Source organism: Heliobacterium mobile (assembly GCF_009720735.1).
Lineage (GTDB): Bacteria > Bacillota > Desulfitobacteriia > Heliobacteriales > Heliobacteriaceae > Heliobacterium > Heliobacterium mobile.
The window spans coordinates 88,856-111,485 of record NZ_WNKU01000011.1 but is presented as its reverse complement, the minus strand read 5'-3'; the positions used below and the strand labels follow the sequence as shown (position 1 = coordinate 111,485).

The 22,630-nt window shown below is 53.8% G+C and carries 25 protein-coding genes and 1 other annotated feature; of the genes, 22 read left to right on the top strand and 3 right to left on the bottom strand.

The window, feature by feature from the left end:
- The first annotated feature begins 7 nt into the window (after positions 1-7).
- From GJ688_RS11035 to disA, 4 genes are all read left to right on the top strand, one after another.
- Positions 8-1,072, top strand: coding sequence for a protein arginine kinase (locus tag GJ688_RS11035; RefSeq protein ID WP_155476602.1), 1,065 nt, complete (start codon positions 8-10; stop codon positions 1,070-1,072).
- A 13-nt stretch (positions 1,073-1,085) separates the two neighbouring features.
- Positions 1,086-3,533 (top strand): ATP-dependent Clp protease ATP-binding subunit, encoded by a 2,448-nt coding sequence (locus GJ688_RS11030; protein ID WP_155476601.1) that lies wholly within the window; start codon positions 1,086-1,088, stop codon positions 3,531-3,533.
- Between the two features lie 162 nt (positions 3,534-3,695).
- Positions 3,696-5,072, top strand: coding sequence for a DNA repair protein RadA (gene radA, locus GJ688_RS11025; protein ID WP_155476600.1), 1,377 nt, complete (start codon positions 3,696-3,698; stop codon positions 5,070-5,072).
- A 2-nt stretch (positions 5,073-5,074) separates the two neighbouring features.
- On the top strand, positions 5,075-6,142 hold the full coding sequence (gene disA / locus GJ688_RS11020; protein ID WP_155476599.1) for a DNA integrity scanning diadenylate cyclase DisA: 1,068 nt from the start codon (positions 5,075-5,077) through the stop codon (positions 6,140-6,142).
- A 1-nt stretch (position 6,143) separates the two neighbouring features.
- Here disA and GJ688_RS11015 read toward each other — a convergent pair whose 3' ends face one another.
- The 3 genes from GJ688_RS11015 to GJ688_RS11005 all read right to left on the bottom strand — a co-directional run bounded on the left by GJ688_RS11015 (position 6,144) and on the right by GJ688_RS11005 (position 7,894).
- Positions 6,144-6,614 (bottom strand): spore coat protein, encoded by a 471-nt coding sequence (locus GJ688_RS11015; protein WP_155476598.1) that lies wholly within the window; start codon positions 6,612-6,614, stop codon positions 6,144-6,146.
- A 14-nt stretch (positions 6,615-6,628) separates the two neighbouring features.
- On the bottom strand, positions 6,629-7,363 hold the full coding sequence (locus GJ688_RS11010) for a hypothetical protein (protein ID WP_155476597.1): 735 nt from the start codon (positions 7,361-7,363) through the stop codon (positions 6,629-6,631).
- 135 nt (positions 7,364-7,498) lie between these two features.
- Positions 7,499-7,894 (bottom strand): nucleoside triphosphate pyrophosphohydrolase family protein, encoded by a 396-nt coding sequence (locus GJ688_RS11005; RefSeq protein WP_155476596.1) that lies wholly within the window; start codon positions 7,892-7,894, stop codon positions 7,499-7,501.
- A 161-nt stretch (positions 7,895-8,055) separates the two neighbouring features.
- Between GJ688_RS11005 and GJ688_RS11000 the strand changes: the two genes are divergently transcribed.
- The 18 genes from GJ688_RS11000 (at position 8,056) to rplL (ending at position 22,609) form a co-directional block, all read left to right on the top strand.
- Complete coding sequence (locus GJ688_RS11000) at positions 8,056-8,532, top strand: CarD family transcriptional regulator (RefSeq protein WP_170291886.1); 477 nt, start codon at positions 8,056-8,058, stop codon at positions 8,530-8,532.
- Positions 8,533-8,680: 148 nt separating this feature from the next.
- Positions 8,681-9,826 (top strand): PIN/TRAM domain-containing protein, encoded by a 1,146-nt coding sequence (locus tag GJ688_RS10995; RefSeq protein ID WP_155476595.1) that lies wholly within the window; start codon positions 8,681-8,683, stop codon positions 9,824-9,826.
- Positions 9,819-11,096 (top strand): 2-C-methyl-D-erythritol 4-phosphate cytidylyltransferase, encoded by a 1,278-nt coding sequence (gene ispD, locus GJ688_RS21340; protein WP_328597358.1) that lies wholly within the window; start codon positions 9,819-9,821, stop codon positions 11,094-11,096. The genes GJ688_RS10995 and ispD overlap by 8 nt, the downstream gene beginning before the upstream one ends.
- A gap of 60 nt (positions 11,097-11,156) precedes the next feature.
- A complete protein-coding gene (gene gltX / locus GJ688_RS10985; RefSeq protein ID WP_328597357.1) occupies positions 11,157-12,626 on the top strand; it encodes a glutamate--tRNA ligase in 1,470 nt (489 codons plus the stop codon).
- 379 nt (positions 12,627-13,005) lie between these two features.
- A complete protein-coding gene (gene cysE, locus GJ688_RS10975; protein ID WP_170291885.1) occupies positions 13,006-13,716 on the top strand; it encodes a serine O-acetyltransferase in 711 nt (236 codons plus the stop codon).
- Entirely contained in the window at positions 13,658-15,106 is a 1,449-nt protein-coding gene (gene cysS / locus GJ688_RS10970) for a cysteine--tRNA ligase (protein WP_170291884.1), read from the top strand. Before cysE ends, cysS begins: the two co-directional genes overlap by 59 nt.
- Positions 15,107-15,108: 2 nt before the next feature.
- Positions 15,109-15,525: a Mini-ribonuclease 3 gene (locus tag GJ688_RS10965; protein WP_155476590.1), complete on the top strand. Its 417-nt coding sequence runs from the start codon at positions 15,109-15,111 to the stop codon at positions 15,523-15,525.
- A gap of 367 nt (positions 15,526-15,892) precedes the next feature.
- Positions 15,893-16,582: an FAD-dependent thymidylate synthase gene (gene thyX / locus GJ688_RS10960; protein ID WP_155476589.1), complete on the top strand. Its 690-nt coding sequence runs from the start codon at positions 15,893-15,895 to the stop codon at positions 16,580-16,582.
- 1 nt (position 16,583) lies between these two features.
- Positions 16,584-17,372 (top strand): 23S rRNA (guanosine(2251)-2'-O)-methyltransferase RlmB, encoded by a 789-nt coding sequence (rlmB, locus tag GJ688_RS10955; protein WP_155476588.1) that lies wholly within the window; start codon positions 16,584-16,586, stop codon positions 17,370-17,372.
- Positions 17,373-17,385: 13 nt separating this feature from the next.
- Positions 17,386-17,907, top strand: coding sequence for an NYN domain-containing protein (locus GJ688_RS10950; RefSeq protein ID WP_155476587.1), 522 nt, complete (start codon positions 17,386-17,388; stop codon positions 17,905-17,907).
- Between the two features lie 151 nt (positions 17,908-18,058).
- Positions 18,059-18,793, top strand: coding sequence for an RNA polymerase sporulation sigma factor SigH (gene sigH, locus GJ688_RS10945; protein ID WP_328597356.1), 735 nt, complete (start codon positions 18,059-18,061; stop codon positions 18,791-18,793).
- A gap of 225 nt (positions 18,794-19,018) precedes the next feature.
- Positions 19,019-19,168, top strand: a complete 150-nt coding sequence (gene rpmG / locus GJ688_RS10940) for a 50S ribosomal protein L33 (protein WP_155476586.1) — start codon at positions 19,019-19,021, stop codon at positions 19,166-19,168.
- 127 nt (positions 19,169-19,295) lie between these two features.
- Complete coding sequence (gene secE, locus GJ688_RS21030; RefSeq protein ID WP_328597355.1) at positions 19,296-19,592, top strand: preprotein translocase subunit SecE; 297 nt, start codon at positions 19,296-19,298, stop codon at positions 19,590-19,592.
- Between the two features lies 1 nt (position 19,593).
- Positions 19,594-20,121 (top strand): transcription termination/antitermination protein NusG, encoded by a 528-nt coding sequence (nusG, locus tag GJ688_RS10930; protein ID WP_155476585.1) that lies wholly within the window; start codon positions 19,594-19,596, stop codon positions 20,119-20,121.
- A 45-nt stretch (positions 20,122-20,166) separates the two neighbouring features.
- A complete protein-coding gene (rplK, locus tag GJ688_RS10925) occupies positions 20,167-20,589 on the top strand; it encodes a 50S ribosomal protein L11 (protein ID WP_155476584.1) in 423 nt (140 codons plus the stop codon).
- A 74-nt stretch (positions 20,590-20,663) separates the two neighbouring features.
- Complete coding sequence (gene rplA / locus GJ688_RS10920; protein ID WP_155476583.1) at positions 20,664-21,371, top strand: 50S ribosomal protein L1; 708 nt, start codon at positions 20,664-20,666, stop codon at positions 21,369-21,371.
- A gap of 55 nt (positions 21,372-21,426) precedes the next feature.
- Positions 21,427-21,606 (top strand) — a sequence feature (ribosomal protein L10 leader region).
- A gap of 24 nt (positions 21,607-21,630) precedes the next feature.
- Positions 21,631-22,161 (top strand): 50S ribosomal protein L10, encoded by a 531-nt coding sequence (gene rplJ / locus GJ688_RS10915; RefSeq protein ID WP_155476582.1) that lies wholly within the window; start codon positions 21,631-21,633, stop codon positions 22,159-22,161.
- A 70-nt stretch (positions 22,162-22,231) separates the two neighbouring features.
- A complete protein-coding gene (rplL, locus tag GJ688_RS10910; RefSeq protein ID WP_155476581.1) occupies positions 22,232-22,609 on the top strand; it encodes a 50S ribosomal protein L7/L12 in 378 nt (125 codons plus the stop codon).
- Positions 22,610-22,630 lie beyond the last annotated feature (21 nt).

Here is a 22,630-nt window from a genome sequence, read left to right as displayed (position 1 = left end):
GTGCCTGATGCAAGAGCGTTTTGTCAATCAAGCCCGGACCAAATGGATGGAGGGCACCGGAAAAGAATCAGATATCGTCATCAGTTCCCGGGTACGCCTCGCCCGCAACCTCTGTGCCGTGCCCTTTCCCCATGGGGCCAAAGAAGAACAGTTGCAAGGCGTCGTCCGTGAAGTAGAGCAAGCTATCAATGATCCCCAGGTTCAACAGGCTTCCGCTGGGTTGGTCTCGGTCGATCTGCAAGATTTAAATCCCTTAGATCGGGCCGTTCTCGTCGATAAACACCTGATCAGCCCGCAGCACGCCGAGGAAACGCGAGGCAAGGGCCTGGTGTTGAGCCCTGACGAGGCCGTATCGGTGTTGATCAACGAAGAAGACCATCTGCGGGTCCAGTGCATCTTCCCGGGCCTACAGTTGGAAGAGGCCTGGGCTCTAGCCAGTCGCATTGACGATGTGCTCGAATCGAAGCTCGATTTCGCCTTTGACGAAAAACTCGGCTATCTCACCGCCTGTCCGACCAATGTCGGTACGGGCCTGCGGGCATCGGTGATGATGCACCTGCCGGCGCTGGTGCTGACCAACCAAGCGACTCGGGCGCTCGCTTCCCTCTCTCAACTGGGGATGACCGTCCGGGGCCTTTATGGAGAAGGTACCGAAGCGACGGGCAATCTCTTTCAGATCTCCAACCAGGTAACCCTGGGACGCTCCGAAGAAGAGATCATCTCCAACCTCATGGTCATCGCAACGCAGTTGATCGACCATGAACGGATGGCCCGCCAAGTTCTACTGAAGGAAACGAAGGACCAGCTGGAAGATCGCGTCTGCCGCGCCTTTGGCACACTGGCCCATGCTCGCATCATGACGACCAACGAAGCCATGACCTTGCTTTCGAACGTACGGTTAGGCATCGATCTGGGGATCATCAAAGGAATATCGCCACGAGTGTTGAATGAAATGCTCGTCCTGACACGGCCTGCCTTCCTGCAGAAGATGGCTGGGCGAGAGTTGAGCGCTTTCGAGCGGGATGTGCAACGAGCCTCCCTGATCCGGGAGCGCTTCCGGATGGAAGAGTAGAGGAGGACTAAGCATGTTAGGACGTTTTACCGAAAAAGCGCAAAAAGTTCTCCTCTTGGCCAAAGAGGAGGCCCATGCCTTAAAACATCCCGCTGTGGGAACAGAGCACTTGTTGCTCGGTCTCATCCGGGAAGGGGAAGGCATCGCGGCGAAAGCGTTGATGAGCTTAAATATTGACTTAGAACAGGTCCGGCAGCAAGTGATCAAACTGGTCGGAGAGGGTGACGGTGTACCGGCGGAAATCGGCTTTACACCGCGCGCCAAAAGAGCCTTGGAACTGGCCAATGATGAAGGCCGCCGCCAAGGGGTCAACTATGTAGGTACCGAACACATCCTACTCGGCCTCATCCGCGAAGGCGAAGGTGTGGCCGCGCGAGTGCTCACCGACCTCGGCTTGAACCTGGATAAAGTGCGCAAGCAGGTCATGGTTCTGCTCGGAGGCGGACCAGTCCATTCCGGTGTATCCGGCGGTGGTTCGACGGCCGATATGGGGCAGAACACGCCGACGCTGAATGAGTTTGGCCGTGACCTGACCGTCTCGGCCCGGGACGGCAAGTTAGACCCGGTCATCGGAAGGGAACCGGAAATCGAGCGGGTCGTCCAGATCTTATCTCGCCGGACCAAAAATAACCCTGTCTTAATCGGCGAACCGGGTGTTGGGAAAACGGCCATCGCCGAGGGTTTGGCCCAACGGATTGTGGAAGGAAAAGTGCCCGAAACGCTCGTCGGCAAACGGGTCGTGACGCTGGACTTGTCCTCTGTGGTAGCTGGCTCGAAATACCGCGGTGAGTTCGAAGAACGGCTGAAAAAGGTGATGGATGAGATTCGCCAAGCCGGGAATATCGTCTTGTTCATCGATGAACTGCATACCCTCATCGGCGCTGGTGCTGCCGAAGGCGCCATTGACGCCGCCAACATCCTGAAGCCTGCTTTGGCTCGAGGTGAACTGCAGTGCATCGGTGCAACGACCCTTGATGAGTACCGCAAGCATATTGAGCGCGATCCGGCGCTGGAGCGCCGCTTCCAACCGATCACCGTCGGCGAACCGAAAGTGGAAGAAGCGATCGCCATCCTTCATGGGCTGCGTGATCGCTACGAAGCTCATCACCGGGTGAAAATCACCGATGAGGCGATCGCGACTGCTGTCAAGTTATCGGACCGTTACATCTCGGACCGGCACCTGCCCGATAAAGCGATCGACCTCATTGATGAGGCCGCTTCTCGCGTCCGTCTGCAGGCTTATACAGCACCGCCAGATTTGAAGGAATTAGAAGCGAAGCTGGAAGAGGTGCGCAAGGAAAAAGAAGCAGCCGTTCTGTCTCAAGAGTTTGAAAAAGCGGCGGCCTTCCGGGATCAAGAGATGCAGATGAAAGACCAGTTGGAAAAAGAGAAGGACGCCTGGAGCCAAAAGCGAGGCATCGCCAATTCGGTCGTCAGTGAAGAGGATATCGCCCATATCATCGCCAGTTGGACCGGCATCCCCGTGAAAAAGCTGGCCGAAGATGAGAGCGCCCGCTTGTTAAAGCTCGAGGAAGTGCTCCACCAACGGGTCATCGGTCAGCAGGAAGCTGTAGCGGCTGTGTCCCGGGCTGTACGGCGAGCCCGGGCGGGACTCAAAGACCCCAAGCGCCCCATCGGTTCCTTCATCTTCTTGGGGCCCACTGGTGTTGGGAAGACGGAGCTGGCGAGAGCCTTGGCGGAGGCACTCTTTGGGCAGGAAGACGCCATGATTCGCATCGACATGTCTGAGTACATGGAGAAACACACCGTCTCCCGTCTCGTGGGAGCCCCGCCCGGATACATCGGCCACGATGAAGGCGGCCAGTTGACCGAGGCCGTCCGCCGCAAGCCTTACTGTGTGATCCTGCTCGATGAGATCGAAAAAGCCCATCCGGAAGTCTTTAACATTCTGCTGCAAGTGCTGGAAGACGGTCGTCTCACTGATACGAAAGGCCGGACGGTAGACTTCCGCAACACGGTGATCATCATGACCTCGAACGTAGGCGCATCGACGATCAAGCGCTCCGGCGTTATGGGCTTCAAGACAGGCGATGCGGAAGGGATCAAGGCTCGGGAAGCTCAATATGAGGGCATGAAATCCCGCGTGATGGAGGAGTTGAAGAAAAGCTTCCGCCCCGAATTCCTCAACCGGATCGACGAGACCATCGTCTTCCATACCTTGTCGACGGAAGACATTCGCAAGATCGTCAGCCTGATGCTGAAGGAACTGAACAAGCGCCTCATGGAGACAGGGATTTCCATGGAAGTGACCGATGGGGCCGAAGAATTCCTCGCCAAAGAAGGCTACGACGAGAATTTTGGCGCCCGCCCCTTGCGTCGCTCTATTCAGCGGCTCGTGGAAGATCAGTTCTCCGAAGGCATGCTGCGAGGCGACTTTAAAGCGGGCGATCGGGTCGTTGTCGATGCTGTCGACGGAAAGATTACCTTGAAGTCCAAATAAACTTTTCAAATGAAAGAAGAGGTTACGTCCTGAGAACGATAGGACTGTAACCTCTTTTTTTGATCAGAGAGCAGGTATTGACGGAGAATTCCCGAAATTAGATTTAACTCCGATGTATTTGCGCGGAAGAATCATCATCTTTGTAGGAAAGGTACGTTGTCCATGGCAAAAGCCAAAACGCGATTCTTTTGCAGCGAATGTGGTCAAGAGTCGTTAAAGTGGATGGGGCGCTGTTCTGGCTGTGGTGCTTGGAACAGCTTAGTGGAAGAGCGGATAGCGAAGTCGAGCGGCGATGGTGCGCTGAGCCAGCGATATGGCGCTGCGGCCAACGGTGCTGTGGTTCATGTGGATAAAGCAGAGGTCACAGAGAACATCCGGTTATCGACGGGCATCTCCGAATTGGATCGGGTCCTCGGCGGAGGGCTCGTGGCCGGTTCCTTAACACTGCTGGCCGGTGATCCGGGGATCGGAAAATCGACGCTGTTGTTGCAGGCGGCCCAGAAAATCGCCGACAACGGCGGCAGGGTCCTATACGTGTCCGGCGAAGAATCGGTGCAGCAGATCAAGCTTCGAGCCGCCCGGCTCGGGGTGCAAGGGGTGGAACTCTACCTCCTGGCAGAGACAAACATCCAGACGATTTGTGATTCGATCCGGGAGTGCAAACCGGTTTGGGTGATCATCGATTCGATTCAGACCATGTACTGGGATGAAATCGGTTCAGCTCCCGGGAATGTGGCTCAGGTTCGGGAGTGTACGGGCCAACTGCTCCGATTGGCCAAGGATTTGCCGGTGGCGATGACTCTGGTTGGTCATGTGACCAAAGACGGCGCCATCGCCGGTCCCCGCCTGTTGGAACATATGGTGGACGCCGTCCTCTACCTGGAAGGGGAGCGACACTACCTTTACCGGGTGCTGCGGGGGGTGAAAAACCGCTTTGGCTCCACGAACGAACTGGGGATCTTCGAGATGCTCGGTCAAGGCATGGTAGAAGTGCCGAACCCGTCGGCCTTTTTCCTGGCCGAACGGACCCAAGGGGTGTCCGGTTCTGTCGTCGTTCCTTGTATGGAGGGGACTCGCCCCGTCCTCGTCGAGGTGCAGGCCCTCGTGACGCCAACCACCTTCGGCCAGCCTCGCCGCATGGCCACAGGGATGGATTACAACCGGACCGTGCTCTTGGCGGCCGTGTTGGATAAAAAAGTGGGACTTCACTTAGGTCAACAGGATATCTATGTGAATGTAGCGGGCGGGTTGAAGCTGGCTGAGCCGGCCTCTGACTTGGCGGTGGTGACGGCCATCGCCTCCAGTTGGCGCAACCGGCCCGCCGACCCGGAAGTGGTCGTCATCGGAGAAGTCGGTTTGACCGGAGAGGTGCGGGCTGTCACTCATCTGGAAAAACGAATCAATGAATCGGTCAAATTAGGCTTTTCCCGGTGTGTTTGTCCGAAACAAAACAGGAAATACTTGAGAGAAGAAACGGGTATGGAAGTGATCGCGGTAGAGACGGTCGATGAAGCCCTTGCTGCCGTGTTGGGAGGATAAAGATGGTTAAAGAAACCGATGAAAAATTATTTCGAGCCTTGCGGTTTCTTGCACCCGGCACGCCCCTGCGGGAGGGGATGGAGAACATCCTGCGGGCGAAGACAGGGGGGCTCATCGTCATCGGTGACAGCCCTCAGGTGCTGGATCTCGTCGAAGGAGGATTTTTGATCAACTGCCCTTACTCATCGGCGGCTCTCTATGAACTTGCCAAGATGGACGGGGCCATCGTCCTCAATCATGACGCTACCCGGATCTTATACGCCAACACGCAACTCGTGCCGGATGCGTCGATTCCCTCGAGTGAAACGGGCATTCGCCACCGGACAGCCGAGCGGGTGGCCCGCCAGACAGGAGAAATCGTCATCTCCATCTCGCAGCGCCGGGGAATCATTACGATCTATCAGGGGATGATCCGCTACAGCTTGCGGGACATCGCCACGATTTTGACGAAAGCCAATCAAGGTCTGCAGACTTTAGAAAAATACAAGGTGGTCATCGACAAAGCGCTCGTCACGCTGACGGCACTGGAGTTTCAAGAGTTGGTGACTGTTTTCGATGTGGCGAAAATCCTACAGCGGATCGAGATGTTCTCCCGTATGTACTTGGAGATGCAGCAGTACATCTGCGAACTGGGTAACGAAGGCCGGCTCGTCAGCATGCAGTTGGCTGAACTGGTGGACAATGTAGAAGAACGGGGACGGATGGTCATTGAAGATTACCGGACCACGGAAAACCGTGCCGTTAGCCAAATCCGGGAGGAAATTCGCCATTCTTGTCATGATACGCCCGATTTGATCCCCATCGCCAAGATTTTAGGCTACGGAAGCGGCTTAGGCGTACTCGATATGTCTATTTCCCCCCGGGGCTACCGGATCCTGTCCCAAATTCCCCGTCTTCCCTATGCGGTCGTGGAAAACCTCGTAGCCACCTTTGGCAGCTTGCAGAACATCAACCGCGCGACCATCGAAGAACTCGATGAAGTGGAAGGGATCGGTGAGGTGCGGGCGCGGGCGATCAGGGAAGGCCTTCGCCGGATGCGGGAGCAGGTGTTGCTGGACGGGCATTTATAGTTCAGCTGTTGCTCCCGGCAGAGTCGCCTCCGTTATTATTTGCTCCGCTGTTTGAACCGCCGCCGGACGACTCGGAGCCCGATGGTGAGGGCGATGAAAGTTGCTCCATCATGCCGTGAAACTGTTGATAAACCTGTTGAAGCTGCCAACTGTCGGCGGGGTGCAGGTGATACCAGCCCTGTTGCAGCATGATATGAAAGAGTTCGCGCTGGCTGGCTTGCGTTTCATTCAAACAGACCATCAGGTCCTGATAGAGTGTCACTTGGCCCGCTTCCAAGGCGGCTACGTTGTACATATGGGCCAAATGTTTTTCCGTATTGATGATGTCCCAGAGCATCTCTTGATCACTCAGAAAACTTGACGAATCCTGCTGGTTACCGCCAGAAGGTTGACCATCTTGATTCGACGGCGATGGGTTGTCGCGGCCGCCTTGCTGCCGGGCGGTTTTGCGCATTTTCATGGCGCCGGCCATTGTGAGTGCCTCCTTTATGACCACATGGTTGTCGGAATCCCGCCCGATTGGCAGTGCTGAAGCAGCATCTTACAATGGCGCTGGTGCATCTGGCTGATTCTCTCCAGTGCCGATTTGACTTGACTGTTGCCACAGGTCTGAGCGAAGGAACGGCTCTTTTTAGCGACGTTCATTTCATGAGCCATCAGGTCAACGATGAGCAATAAGTCCTTGTCTGTCATCGGCGGAACGGCCAGGTTGACTTGCGGAAGCATGGCTGGCGGTGCGCCGTACATCGGTGGTGGATAAGAGGGATAGGGCGAAGCTGGTCGCATGTAGGGATAGCCGTAATAGCCGGGAGGTGCCGTCGCTCCCAATTGCCCCTGTTGCTGTTGTCCCCCGTCCTGGGAAGCGTTCTGTTGATTTTGGTTTCCACCGGAGTTGTTTTCCGAATCCGGTTGCCCTTGTCCTTGACTTTGTCCTTGGGGATTGTCCTTTTGTTTGGCATTCTGCTTTTGACTTGAGCCTTGCCTTGAATTCGGTCCAGAATTCTGCTGCCGGTTGCCGCTCCCTTGTTGACCTTGATGACTCTGCCCTTGATTCTGCGGTTGCCTTTGTTGGGATGACGATGGGGCAGAGCTTTGAAAGCCTGTCGGTGGTGACGGCTTTGCCCAATAGGCCGGATCCGTCATGGGGGGATAGATCATGACGGGTGCAGCCCCTATGGGAATGCCCGGTTGGTTGCCTGATGATGACTGGTCTGTTTGCAAGCTAAATCCCTTCCTTGGGCAGTATGATGGTTTCAGTTTGCGCGGGTGCCAGTCACTTCATTCGATTTCCCTAAAGCCCTAAAAAGGCAATAAAAAAGCGACCGGCAATGAGCCGACCGCGTGCAAGTCATGAGGTCAAGTGAAATTGAATACTCTTAACGTGGATACCTTCTCGTTTTCCTGTTGCAGTACATCTGACAAGTTTAAACCTAAGCTATGGCATAGGGCTGTCATATAGAAGAGCGATTTTCCCATCTCACCGACGATGATATCGCGGCAGTTGGGGCAAAGTTCGCCTTCCAAATGAGTGCTCAACAGGGTTTTCAGATCTGCAAGGGTAGCCTCAGGTGGAATATCATGCTTTTCCGCTTTTATCTTCACACAGCCGCAATTGGTCACGGCTTTTACGACCGCCCGGTTTACCCGGGCATTGGATTCCTGAGACTTGGAGAGTATGTCCAAGATACTTTGATGACGGATTAAAAATTGGGATACCGTATCCTGAAACTGTTCGCACGCCAAGTCTTTCATGCTCCAATGCTCCCGTCCTTTCCCAACCGGATGTTTGCCCCCATTATAGCGGGGTCCGCCAGCGATTGTCAATCAAAGGGGGATGGGGAAAGATGGCACTTAAGCCAACCTAATGTCGGATAAAATTCGAATTTTGGGTTTGATGGCAAAGGAGGGATCCCGTGTTTTCCATCGGCGATAAAGTGGTCTATCCCATGCACGGTGCAGGTGTCATCGAGGCGATTGAAGAGAAAGAGGTCCTAGGCAAGAAACGGAAGTATTACGTGATGAAGCTTTCCATCGGCGATATGCGGATCATGGTCCCCATCGGCAATACCGACGATATCGGGTTGCGGCAGGTGGCTGACGAAGAGGGGATCTCCCAGGTGATGGAAGTCTTGCAGCAGAAACGAAGCACCGCCTCGAACAACTGGCATCACCGCTACCGGGCCAATCTCGATAAAATGAAGAGTGGCGACATCTTGGCAGTCGCTGAGGTAGTACGCAACCTGGTTCACCGCAACCAAGATAAAGGCTTGTCCACCGGTGAACGGCGAATGCTGGAAAATGCGAAACAGATCCTGATCAGTGAGCTCGTCCTGGCCTTCGACTCTCAACCGGCGCAGATTGAAGATCTTTTGGCCCGGGTACTGGCCTAAAATAGACAGGTCATGCGGGCTTTTTACATTGTTTAAGGAAATTTAACGAAAAAAGTTCTAAAAAAACCCATCTTCTTGCCAGGACATATGTTTTTCCCGTATAATGTTAATGAAACTTAGCAAAAATATTAGAAAAGGAGGTGATTGGATGCTTAGGAATATCATGAGATACGCCATTGCGCTGGCTTTTGCCGCTGCAGGCTTTTCCTTTGGGTATTCGTTAATTTCCGGGGCGAACCGCGTTTTTGACCTTTCCTCTTACCCAGCGAAGCATTCCTTCTTGGCCATAGTTACGATGCTTCCCGGTTTGTTTGGCTTTTTTATTGCCCCCCCATTGATGAAGCGAGTCGTCGTTCTGACCGGTTGGTTGGAAAACAGACTGCAACGAACTCCCACGCAAGAATTGATCGGCGGGGCCTTTGGACTTATCGTTGGCCTTTTCATTGCCAACCTGTTGGTGTCTCCCATTTCTGAGATTCCTGGTTTGGGTCGTTATATCTCCATTTTTGTGGCGGCTATCTTAGGATATGTCGGTATGCGTGTCGGTGTCAAAAAGCGTGAGGAAGTATTGAGTGTCATTCCCCGGCTCGGTGGGAAGGAACGAAGCCAACCGAAAGGGGATCCCCCGAAAAACCCCTCTCTCAAGGTCCTTGATACGAGCGTCATCATCGACGGACGGATTGCCGATATCTGCAAAAGCGGTTTTATTGACGGTACGTTGGTCATTCCGGCCTTTGTGCTCGAGGAATTGCAGCATATTGCCGATTCGTCAGATTTGCTGAAACGCAACCGCGGTCGGCGGGGCTTGGATATACTCAATAAGATCCGCAAGGAATTGGATGTCGTCGTCCAGATTGACCAGCGCGACTATGATGACTTGGCCGAAGTCGACTCCAAACTGGTCCGGCTCTGCCGGGAAGTGGGCGGACAGATCGTCACGAACGATTATAACTTAAACAAAGTGGCCGAACTGCAGGGGGTCAAGGTTCTCAATATCAACGAATTGGCCAACGCCGTCAAGCCGGTCGTTCTGCCGGGCGAAGAGATGACCGTACAGGTGATCAAGGATGGGAAGGAATTAGGCCAAGGTGTAGCCTACCTGGATGACGGCACGATGATCGTCGTCGATGGTGGCAAACGCTTTATCGGTCAGATGATTACCGTCTTGGTGACGTCGGTGCTGCAAACGGCGGCAGGCCGTATGATCTTTGCCAAACCCAAAGCTGGTGATGGAAAAAAGGCGACCACGTCTTCGCCTTCTCCGACCTTGAATGAGGTGAATGCAATTGTCTAATGGGTGCTGTGCAGCCATTATCGTCGCCGCCGGGCGCGGCAAGCGCATGGGTGCCGACAAGAACAAAGTTCTCTTACCCTTGGCAGGCAAACCGATCATCTGGTGGACGCTGCAGGGTTTTGTGAACCATCCGGCTCACTTTCAGCCGATCCTCTTGGTGACCAGCCGAGAGGACATAGCCTACATGCAGGGGTTGGTGGAAGGGAACGGCTGGGCGGAACGCATCCGGGTCGTCGAGGGCGGCGAAGAGCGAATGGATTCGGTACAGCAAGGGCTTAAAGCTTTGGGTGAGAAAGCATGTAAATGGGTGGCCGTGCATGATGGCGCACGGCCCCTTTTCACGCCCGCCTTGCTTACCAGATGTATCCAAAAGGTAGCGGCTTGCCGATCCGCTGTCGTCGCTGTGCCGGTCAAGGATACGATCAAAAAAGTATCAGCCGACGGCAAAGTGATCGAAACACCGGAACGTTCCGGTATGTACGCTGTCCAAACACCGCAAGTCTTCGCCGTAAAAGATCTCCTTCATGCTTATGACCATCTAAAGGAGTCTCGTTCCCGGGGCTATCGCGGCATTCCCACCGATGATGCCATGGTCATGGAGATGGCCGGCTATCCCGTCTATCTCGTCGAAGGGGAGTACGAAAACGTCAAGTTGACCACGCCCGAAGACATGGTGCTGGCGGAAGCCATCATCAAGCGGAGGCAAAAGCAATCGGACGCTGCGGTTGGCGAAGCTGCGGCAGCCCAGGAACGGGCGATGGAGCTTTCATCGGATCCGCTGCAATGGCTGCTTCGGGTGTGTACCGGTATGGGATATGATGTGCATAAGCTGGTAGAAGGACGGAAACTCATCCTCGGTGGTGTCGACGTGCCCTATGAAAAAGGGCTGCTCGGTCACTCCGATGCCGATGTGCTACTCCATGCGATCAAGGATGCCCTGCTTGGCGCCGCCTCCATGGGCGATATCGGCCGTCATTTCCCCGATAACGATCCGACCTACAAAGGGATTTCCAGCATCCTGCTTTTAGAAGCCGTCGATGGTAAGCTCAAAGAGCGGGGCTGGACCGTCGTCAACATCGATGCGACCATCGTGGCTCAGCGCCCCAAGCTGGCGCCGTTCATTCCGGCCATGCAACAAAAGATCAGTCAGGCTTTAGGTATCCCGGTGGATCGGATCAATGTGAAAGCTACCACGACAGAGGGGCTTGGTTTTACCGGCACCGGTGAAGGGATCGCAACTTATGCCGTGGCTACCGTAGTCAAAAACTAGGTACTTTCGCTTGTTCTGTGGACGAGTTTTTACATAAACAGAGAAAAGGAGCATGACCTCGTGCAAAACGTCCGCGTTCGTTTCGCCCCCAGCCCCACAGGTCCGCTGCATATCGGCGGTGCCCGTTCAGCCCTGTTTAACTTTTTGCTGGCTCGCCGCTTTGGCGGACAGTTCATCGTCCGGATTGAAGATACCGACCTAGAACGCTCGAGCCTAGAGAGCGAGAAGAACATTCTTGACTCTTTAGAGTGGCTCGGCATCACCTGGGATGAAGGCATCCGCGTCGGCGGACCTCATGCCCCATACCGGCAGACGGAACGTCTTTCCATCTACACAGAGGCGGCCGAGAAGCTGCTGGCATCGGGACAAGCGTATCGCTGCTATTGTTCGGAAGAAGAACTGGAAGCCCAGCGGCAGGCGTTTATCGATAAAGGGGAGATGCCTCGCTACGCTGGTAATTGCCGCTGCCTCAGCCCGGAAGATGAAGCCCGCTATCAAGCGGAAGGACGGAAGCCCGTCATTCGTTTCCGAGTGCCTGATGAAGGTGCTGTCACCGTCGATGACCTGGTACGCGGTCAAGTCAGCTTCGACTGTGCCGGTATCGGTGACTTTATCATCGTCAAGTCGGACGGTATTCCGACCTATAACTTCGCCGTCGTCCTCGACGATGCATCGATGGATATCACCCATGTTATCCGGGGCGAGGAGCATCTCTCCAATACACCTCGGCAGCTTTTAATTTATGATGCGCTGGGATTGTCCCGTCCGAAATTCGCCCATGTATCGTTGATCCTCGGCAAAGACCGCACCAAGATGAGCAAGCGCCACGGTTCCACCTCCGTCGTGGCTTACCAGTCTCAAGGGTATCTTCCTGAGGCACTGGTGAACTTCCTCGTGCTGCTAGGGTGGTCTCCGGAAGGGGAAGAAGAGATCTTCACCTTGGATGAGTTGATCAGCCGCTTTTCCCTCGACCGGGTGGCGAAAAACCCCGCTGTCTTTGATTCGGATAAACTAAACTACATCAATGGCGTCTACATCCGCAAAGCAGAGATCGACCGCTTGATCGAATTAGCTCTGCCGCACCTTCGGGAAGCGGGTTATCTGGCGGAGGCGCTTGATGATGGGCAGAAGCAAAAAGTCCGGTGGATGATGCAGGCCGTTCAGGAGAAAATATCCTACATGGCGCAAGTCGCCGATTTTGCTCCGCTCTTCTTCGGGGATGAAGTGACCTTCGAGAGCGATGAAGCCAAGGCGGTCTTGGCAGAAGAGCAGGTACCTCTGGTGTTGAACGCCTTTTTGCAGAAAATCACCGATGGCCGGGCGATTGAGCCTGATTCGGTAAAAGCGCTGCTGAAGGAAGTCACCAAGGAGACGAAGCAAGGCGGAAAGAAAGTCTTTATGCCCATTCGTATCGCTTTGACGGGCCAACAGCATGGTCCTGATCTCAACTACATCATTGCCGCGCTCGGCCGGGAATCGGTCGTCGCCCGGGTTCGCCATTCGGCGGCCCAGTTGGACTTGTCGCTGTGACAAGTCACATTGACACCGCTTTCGGAAAAAACGTATAATAGGCCATAATCGAGATAACTGAACAAAGATACCGATGAAGATCGGGAGGAACCATCGTAGATCCCCACCAGAGAAGGTCGCCGTTGGCTGGAAGCGACCGGGGTGAACAGCGGTGTCTGTGCGCCCGGGAATCGCCCGATTGAACCATGGTGACGACCATGTGTAAATCCGGCCGGATTGGCCCCGTTATCCGCCTTCGGAACGCCTGTAACGGGGCGCGCCGGACGAGTTGGCGCTTGTGCGTCAAGCAGAGTGGAACCGCGAAAGACCCTTCGCCTCTGTCCTAAGACAGAGGTGGAGGGTTTTTATATTTTTCAAGATTGACAGGGGGGACTGACACATGCTGGGTCGTATCCGCAGAGACATTCAGGTGGTATTTGAGCGAGATCCCGCAGTAAAATCCGTATGGGAGGTCATCCTCTGTTATCCGGGATTTCACGCGATTTTAATCCACCGCGTCGCACACTGGCTCTATAAGAAAAAATGGCCTGTATTGGCCCGGTTCATCTCGCAGGTTAGCCGCTTTGTCACGGGTATCGAGATTCACCCCGGTGCGAAGATCGGAGAAGGGCTGTTCATCGATCACGGCACCGGTGTCGTCATTGGGGAGACGGCGGAAGTGGGCGATAATGTCACCATCTATCAAGGCGTGACCTTAGGTGGAACGGGGAAGGAAAAAGGCAAGCGCCACCCCACCATCGGCAACAACGTGGTCGTATCGTCGGGCGCCAAGGTTTTGGGCTCCATGACCATCGGTGACAATGTGAAAATCGGTGCCGGTTCAGTCGTGCTCAAACCGGTCCCGCCGAACTGCACTGTCGTCGGTGTGCCGGGACGAATCGTCATCCGTGACGGTGTCAACGTGAAAGACCGCAACCCTATCGATCTAGACCATAATCATCTGCCTGACCCAGTTGCGGAGATGCTCTTCTGTATGCAGCGGAAGATCTCCCATCTGGAGGAACGCATCGCTCAATTGGAGGGAAATACGAGTGACTCTCAAAGTGTACAACACGTTGAAGCGGGAGAAAGAAACGTTTGTTCCGCTTAAAGCGGGCAAGGTCGGCATGTATGTGTGCGGACCGACGACCTACGATTATATCCACCTAGGCAATGCCCGGCCCCTAGTCGTTTTCGATACGGTTCGCCGCTACCTGGAGTATACAGGGTATGAAGTCGACTATATTCAAAACTTTACCGATATCGATGACAAGATCATCAATCGGGCCAATGAGGTCGGGGAAGATCCGATACAACTGGCAGCCCGCTTCGTGGAAGAGTATTTTCAAGACGCCAAAGCACTGAACGTGCGGCCGGCTACGGTTCACCCCAAGGTGAGCACCCATATGGGCGATATCATCGCCATGATTCGCAGGCTCGAGGAAAAAGGTCATGCCTATGAAATGGAAGGCGATGTCTACTTCTCCATCCCTAGTTTCAAAGACTATGGGAAGCTGTCCGGCCGTTCCCAAGAAGATATGCAGGCCGGTGCCCGCGTGGAAGTGGACGAACGCAAACGCCATCCCATGGATTTCGCCCTTTGGAAAAAAGTGAAGCCTGGCGAACCTTCCTGGGACAGTCCCTGGGGCAAAGGCCGTCCCGGCTGGCATATCGAGTGCTCGGCCATGTCGCAGAAGTATTTGGGTGACACCTTCGACATCCATGGCGGCGGGCAGGATCTCATCTTCCCCCACCACGAAAACGAAATCGCTCAATCAGAAGCTTGCACCAGTACCGCACCGATGGCCCGCTACTGGCTGCACAACGGCTTCATCACCGTCAACCAGGAAAAGATGTCCAAGTCCTTAGGGAACTTTTTCACCCTTCGCCAAATCCTAAAAAAATTCTCCGGCGACGTGGTTCGTTTCTACCTGCTCTCGACCCATTACCGCAGCCCCCTGGATTTTGACGATACCAAACTCGAAGCCGCTCAAAAAGGCCTGCAACGCTTGCGCACGGGCCGTCGCCTGCTGGAAGAGGCGCTGAAAGACTCGGCTCGCCAAAGCGGCAATAATCGTCCCGCAGCGCAGCGGGAGAAACTGGCCGACCAGTGGACAAAGACGAAAAATGATTTCCGAGAAGCTATGGACGACGATTTCAACACGGCTCTCGCCCTATCGCTGCTCTTTGACTTAGCCCGGGAGACGAACGCTTTTCTCCACGGCGGGGAAGGCCTGGGGGCCGAGGATCTTCAACTGCTCCGCCATGTGGCGGAAACGTTTGATCAACTATCCGGCGTGATGGGAATTGAACTGTCAGAGACGGCAGAAGCAGCCGATGACTCCCTCGTCGACGGACTGATGGACTTGTTGATCAGCCTTCGTGCTGAAGCTCGCAAGAAAAAAGACTGGGCCACAGCCGACAAGATTCGAGACGGCTTAAAAGAGCTGGCGATCATCATCGAAGACACGCCCCAAGGGGCCCGTTGGAAGAAGGGCTGAAGTTGAGCGGCATCCATAAAGACTGGACAAACCGTCTCCCCGCTGAACTACCCTCTCCTTTGGCGCTGGCCTACTTAGGTGATGCCGCCTATGAGCTATGGGTGCGCCGCTTTCTCATCGACGCTGGCCTCGTCAAAGTCAAAGATCTGCACCGGCTCGCTGTTGAGCTCGTCCGGGCTCCTTCCCAAGTCGAACTACTGCGCTGGCTGGAGCCCCAACTGTCCGAAGAAGAGATGGAATGGGTCCGTCGTGGCCGCAACGCCAACTCCAACCGCTGTCCCAAATCGACCGACGTGGCCACCTATCGACTGGCCACTGGCTTTGAGTGTTTGATCGGCTACTGGACCCTCACCTGCCCGGACAAGCTCGAACTGCTCCAGACATATTTCGAGTCTCGGCTCGGGAATAATCGGCAATAAGTGTGGCAAAAGTGCCTGGTCAATGGTAATATTTAGTTAAGACGTAATTTGTTTAATTTTCTATAGTTATGGCTTAACTCAAACTCTAAAAACGCAACTAGATAGAACAACCTAGGGGTGCGTTGACAGAGCGAGCGTTTTGAGCGAAGCGGCGTCGTGAGCGCAGGTTGCGAAGCGGTTTAGCGCGTCACGGTTCACATGCAGAAATGCCCAGAGGTTTTGGCGCGCTAGCGGAGCAACTCAGCGAACAGCCGCGTAGCTCTTAGCGAGCGGAGTCAATGCACCCCCACGGTTAGGCACAATAGTTTGCATTATAAATAGTGGTTTAGCGACCAACGAAAACCAACTTGGACGGAGCAATTAATTTATGGAAGTCAGCCTCATCGCCCATACCCCAGAACCGGAGCGAACCGTTGCCGCGGCGGCCCGGCTCTGCTACTCGCCCGATGATCCCCAGGCGCTGCTTGAAGGCATGAACGAAGCAAGAGCGTTGGCCTTACTGGACAAACTAGTGGCAATGGGTCATCTGTCGCCGCTAGAGCATGCCAGTTTCACCTTCTCGGTCAGCGGTATTTCCCGTGCCATGAGCCACCAGTTGGTCCGGCACCGCATCGCCAGTTACAGCCAACGGTCACAGCGCTATGTTCGAGAAAATGACTTTGACTACGTCATGCCCCCGTCCGTCGCCCGGCAACCGGAAGCGCGGGACAAGTTTGACCGGCTGATGCAGACGATCGCCGACGCCTACGCCGAACTGACGGCGCTCGTCCCGCCGGAAGATGCCCGCTATGTGCTGCCCAATGCCTGCACGACCGCCATCGTATGCACCTTCAACACGCGTAGCTTATACAATTTTTTCGAGCACCGGCTCTGCCGGCGGGCCCAGTGGGAGATTCGCCAGGTGGCCGAAAAAATGCTCGAAGAAGTCCGACGGGTGGCACCGAGGCTCTTCGCCGGCGCTGGAGCTCCCTGTGAGGTGAAGGGAATTTGCCCGGAAGGGGCCATGTCTTGCGGGAAATTAAAATCTCTGGGCATGAAGAAAGTGGGACCGAAGTAGAATGAATAGAGACGGAGACAAGAAGTTCCCTCCTGTGGAAGAACGGGAGGATCTGCTAGCCGGACGGCAACCCATATTGGAAGCATTGAAGTCGGGCCGTGCTATCAACAAGCTCGTCGTCGCTAAAGGGACGCGAGAAGGCTCCATCCGGGAGATCATCGCCCTCGCCCGAGAGCGGAAGATCCCTATCGTCGAAGTGGAACGGCTTGTTTTGGATCGGGAAGCTCGTCATCACCAGGGTGTAATCGCCCATGTAGCTCCCATCAAATATGTGGACGTTGAGGATATGCTGGAAAAGGCCAAAGCCAACGGCGAAGCGCCTTTCATCTTGATCCTCGACGGATTGGAAGATCCCCATAATGTAGGCGCCCTGCTAAGGACGGCGGAAAGCGCCGGTGTACACGGCGTCATTATTCCGAAGCGGCGCGGTGTTCCGATTACGAGCACCGTGGCCAAAGCGTCCGCTGGCGCTGTTGAACATGTGTCTATCGCTCGGGTGACGAACCTCGTGCAGACGGTGGACCAATTGAAGAAAGCCGGTCTGTGGATCGTCGGCAGTGACGGATCGGCTCCCCAACCCTTCTATATGCAGGACTTCTCTGGACCCATCGGATTGATCGTCGGCAGTGAGGGAAAAGGCATCAGCCGCCTGCTCGCCGATACATGCGACTTCCTGGTCTCCATCCCCATGGGCGGTCAGGTGGGCTCTCTCAACGCTTCCGTGGCTGGGGCATTGCTGATGTACGAACGGGTACGCCAGAAACAGGTGAGCACCGGCACTCCCCAATAAGGGGCATAGCTCTATGAAAGACATCCTGATCGTGGACGGGTACAACGCCCTCAACGCATGGCCGAACCTGGCCGGCCTGCGTACCCATAATTTTGAACACGCCCGCGACCGTTTGATCGATGCATTGGCCGAGTATGGGGCGTTAAAAGGGATGGAAGTGATCATCGTTTTTGACGCCCACCTCGTCAAAGGAGGGGTAGAACGGGTCGAACAAAGGCCCGGGATTCAGGTCGTCTATACCCGGGAGGATGAAACGGCCGATCGGTACATAGAGCGAGTGCTGGGGCGACTCAAAAGAGCCAACATATGGGTGGCGACGGGTGACGCCGTGGAACAGTTCATGGCCTTAGGAAGAGGCGCCTGCCGTTTGCCTGTTCGAGAACTATATCATCAAGTGGAAACAGCTACCCGTGAGCGGCGGCGAATGACCGACTCGGCGGCGGAGAACAGCAAAGGGGACAATAGTTTAGACAGCCGCATCAGTGAAGATGTTCGGCAGAAGCTGGAACGGATGCGACGGGGTCTTTTGTCCTAAAAGTGGCTAGATCCGGGGCGAGTCCTTGACGGTCAAAAACTCCTTCGGGTATAATGAGGATGTTCCGAAGGGACAACCCGTTCCAGGTGGGACAGGGCTTCACACCAACCGGTGATATTACGGGGAAACTCTATAGGTGGGGGCGATAGGCGTGAGTGTGAATGCCCAGAGAGAATTGTTGGACGACTTTGAGCAACTCGTGGACGAAGAAGTCGTAGAACTGGCCAAAGAGGGCGACGAAGAAGCCCTGGAATACTTGATCAATAAATATAAGAACTTCGTTCGTGCCAAAGCCCGTTCCTACTTTTTAATCGGGGCTGACCGGGAAGATATCATCCAGGAAGGCATGATCGGACTCTACAAAGCGATTCGAGACTTCCGGTGTGATAAACTTTCTTCGTTTCGCGCCTTTGCCGAACTGTGCATCACTCGTCAAATCATCACGGCCATCAAGACGGCGACACGGCAAAAGCACATACCCCTGAACTCCTATGTATCGCTGAATAAGCCCATATACGACGAAGATTCCGATCGCACCCTGCTTGATGTCATCTCGGGAACGAAAATCACTGACCCCGAAGAATTGATCATCAGCCGGGAAGAGTTTGATGATATTGAAGAAAAAATGGGTGAAATCTTAAGTTCGCTCGAATGGAAAGTTTTGATGTCTTACCTGGAGGGCAAGTCATACCAGGAGATCGCTGTCGATCTGAAGCGGCATGTCAAATCCATCGATAATGCACTGCAGCGGGTCAAACGCAAACTGGAAAAGTACCTCGAAAACCGCGATGAAGAACGAGCCGCTGCGGCGAACGGAGCTAAGGAAAAAAGTCCGAACCGTGACGTTCGCTTTTTAAGCAAAGAAATCGTCGATGTGACGAAGTAAAACCACCCTGTACAGGGTGGTTTTTTTTCTGCTGCCCTTATATCTCCGGGGGAACCGGGACATAATGTGTAGGAATACCTCTCCGCCCATAATCAGGAAGTTGCAGAAGCACCAGGGAACGTTGTTGACTTCCGTATTTGCTTATGCTAAAGTAATTTGGGTAATGGGTAAATTCGGACCACCCGACTGGGTGGTTTTGTTAATCAAGCAGGGGAGGTGTCGCAGATGCGTGTCGGAGTTGCTCTGGCCTGCACCGAATGCAAGCGCCGTAATTACATGACCAACAAAAACAAAAAGAACGATCCCGATCGGATTGAACTGAAGAAATACTGCAAGTGGTGCAAAAGCCAAACGGTTCATAAAGAAACGAAGTAGTTTTTACTTAACTGAAGCAGTACAGACCTTCTGACGGTGTTTTTGTCCCTCAAGAGTCAGACCGTGGATGACGATATGTTGACCGCGGTGCCCTTGATGGTAATCGGTCAAAAGGAAGGGAGTTCCTGTGGGCGAAACAAAGAAACTGGAGAAGCCTGAAAAGGTCGAGAAAAGCGAAAAGGTGACAAAAGGAGCCTCGACCAAGGAACCTGCCAAGAAGCCGGCAGCGGCTCAAAGTTCGTCGGCTCGATCCCAGGACTTTGCCAAGGGTGTTGCAAATGAACTGAAAAAAGTTCATTGGCCTACCCGCCAGCAGGTAATCTCATACACCGGGGTAGTTATCGCATCTGTCGTCATCGTCGGTGTCGTGATTTTCTTGGTGGATGAAGCATTGGGACTCGCCTTAGGGCAGTTGATCAAGTAGCATGGACAAACAGTGGTATGTAATACACACCTACTCCGGCTACGAGAACAAAGTGAAAGCCAACCTGGAACGCCGGGTAGAATCGATGAACATGGAGGACAAGATCTTTCGCATCCTTGTTCCCATGGAAGATGAAGTCGAGATCAAAAACGGCAAGCGCAAAGTCACCAAGCGCAAAGTATTTCCAGGTTATGTCCTCGTTGAGATGATTATGACCGATGATTCCTGGTATGTAGTGCGGAATACACCAGGGGTAACAGGGTTTGTCGGCCCCGGAACGAAGCCGATCCCCTTGCAACCCGGTGAGATGGCCTACATCTTAAAATCGATGGGTCTCGAAGACGCGAAAACACGCCACGACTTTGAAGTCAAGCAGAATGTACGCGTCATCTCCGGTCCCTTTCAAGATTTTATTGGGATTATCGAAGATATTCAACCGGAAAAAGGCAAGCTAAAAGTGCTTGTTTCCATGTTCGGCAGGGAAACCCCTGTGGAACTTGATTTTGCACAGGTTGAAAAATTATCATAATCAATAAAACTACTACAGATCAAGTTAAGGAGGTGGCATTATACAATGGCAAAAAAAGTTGTCGCAGTCGTAAAACTGCAATGTCCTGCAGGTAAAGCTAACCCTGCTCCCCCAGTTGGTCCGGCTCTCGGTCAGCACGGGGTTAATATTATGGCCTTCTGTAAACAGTACAACGAAGCTACGGCCTCCCAAGCAGGCCTGATCATTCCCGTTGAGATCACCGTTTACGAAGACCGTTCTTTCACTTTTGTCACGAAGACTCCTCCGGCAGCAGTTCTGCTGAAAAAAGCCGCCGGTGTTGAGACAGCTTCCGGTACCCCCAACAAGAAAAAAGTGGGTAAAGTATCGAAAGACAAAGTCAAAGAAATCGCTGAACTGAAAATGAAAGACCTGAACGCAGCTAGCGTAGAAGCAGCGATGCGCATGGTTGAGGGCACTGCTCGCAGCATGGGTATCGAAATCATCTAAGCGCACTGTCGGTCCGTCGAAAAGATTGTGGGAGGAGCCATTAGGATCCGCCATAACCACAAGGAGGAAAAATCATGCCAAAACACGGTAAGAAGTACCTGGAAAACGCCAAAATGGTGGACCGGGATACGGTTGTAGAAGCTCCGGAAGCAGTGGAAGTCGTCAAGAAAATGGCTACGGCCAAGTTTGACGAAACCATCGAAGCCGCTTTCCGTCTGGGTGTTGACCCCCGCCATGCCGATCAAATGATCCGCGGCGCTGTTGTCCTTCCCCACGGTACCGGTAAAACCCGCAAAGTGGCTGTCTTCGCCAAAGGCGACAAAGCCAAAGAAGCTGAGGCTGCTGGCGCTGATTTTGTCGGTGCGGAAGACCTCGTCGAAAAGATTCAAGGCGGCTGGTTTGATTTCGACGTAGCCGTCGCGACTCCTGATGTCATGGGTATGGTCGGTAAACTGGGTCGTGTGCTCGGTCCCAAAGGCCTTATGCCCAACCCGAAAACCGGCACCGTTACTTTTGACGTGGCTCGCGCCATTCAAGAGATCAAAGCCGGTAAGATCGAGTACCGCGTTGACAAGACGGGTATCATCCATGCTCCCATTGGAAAGGCTTCCTTTGATGCGGAGAAATTGCTGGAAAACTATCAGGTGCTGCTCGACACCCTGATCAAAGCGAAACCGGCTGCTGCCAAAGGCCAGTACATCAAGAGCATTACCTTGTCTTCCACCATGAGCCCTGGTGTGCGGATCAACCCGCTCAAACCCCATGCCGTACAAGCTCAGTAGTTTTTAAACTTGACAAGTGGATGACTACTGATTAGGATAGATAGTGCTGATAATTTGAAATTGAAAAGATTCGCTGTAGACAGCAGGTGCCGTAATCTTACGGCTTAAGGCGCAAGCGCCTGCCGAGGTGATTTGACCGAGATAAACCGGTGAGAGATATTCTATTTCTCAGTTGGGATTGATTTGTCATGTCGAAGCCTCTGCTGTTGAAAGCGGAGGCTTTTCCGCTTTTCCCGAAAAAGGGGGTGAAATAGCCCGTATGACCACAAAAGCTGTGAAAGCAGAGTCCTTGGTGGAAATCAAAGAAAAACTCGGTCAAGCCCAGTCTTGTGTACTGGTCGACTTCCGGGGCATGACAGTGAAAGAAGCTACGGATCTGCGTAACAAATGCCGCGAAGCTGGTGTTGACTTCAAAGTCTGCAAAAACACACTGACAAGCATCGCTGCTGCTGAACTGGGAATTCAAGGACTGGATGTATATCTGGCTGGCCCCACCGCAATTGCCTTCGGATTGACCGATGCTGTTGCTCCGGCCAAAGTCCTGACTGAGTTCGCCAAAACCACGAAAAACAAAAACTTCGCCGTAAAAGGCGGTGTCGTTGACGGCAAAGTCATCGATGCCAATGGAGTCAAAGCCCTGGCCGATCTTCCTTCGCGGGAAGTTCTGCTGGCTCAAGTCCTGGCCGGAATTCAAGGTCCCTTGGTCGGCCTGGTCAACGTGCTCCAAGGTCCGATTCGCAAGCTGGGTTACGCCTTGGAAGACCTGCGCAAGCAAAAAGAAATCGCCTAGCTGCCTGACGGGTTACCGTCAACATAGTTCATAAAAATTTTGATATTATCAAATGGAGGAATTCATTACCATGAGTAAAATCGCTGAAATCATCGAAGCGGTCAAAGGCCTGACCGTCCTCGAACTGGCCGAACTGGTCAAAGCTTTCGAAGAAGAATTTGGCGTAAGCGCCGCTGCCCCTGTAGCTATGGCTGCTATGCCTGTTGCTGCTGCTGCTGCTCCTGCTGCTGAAGAGCAAACCGAATTCGACGTTATCCTCAAAGCCGCTGGCGACAAAAAAGTTAACGTCATCAAAGTCGTTCGTGAAATCACCGGCCTCGGACTGAAAGAAGCCAAAGACCTCGTCGATGGCGCTCCCAAAGCCGTTAAAGAAAAAATCGCTAAAGAAGAAGCCGAAAGCATCAAGAAGAAACTTGAAGAAGCCGGCGCTTCCGTCGAAGTTAAGTAATTTTAGCATCATAGACAAACA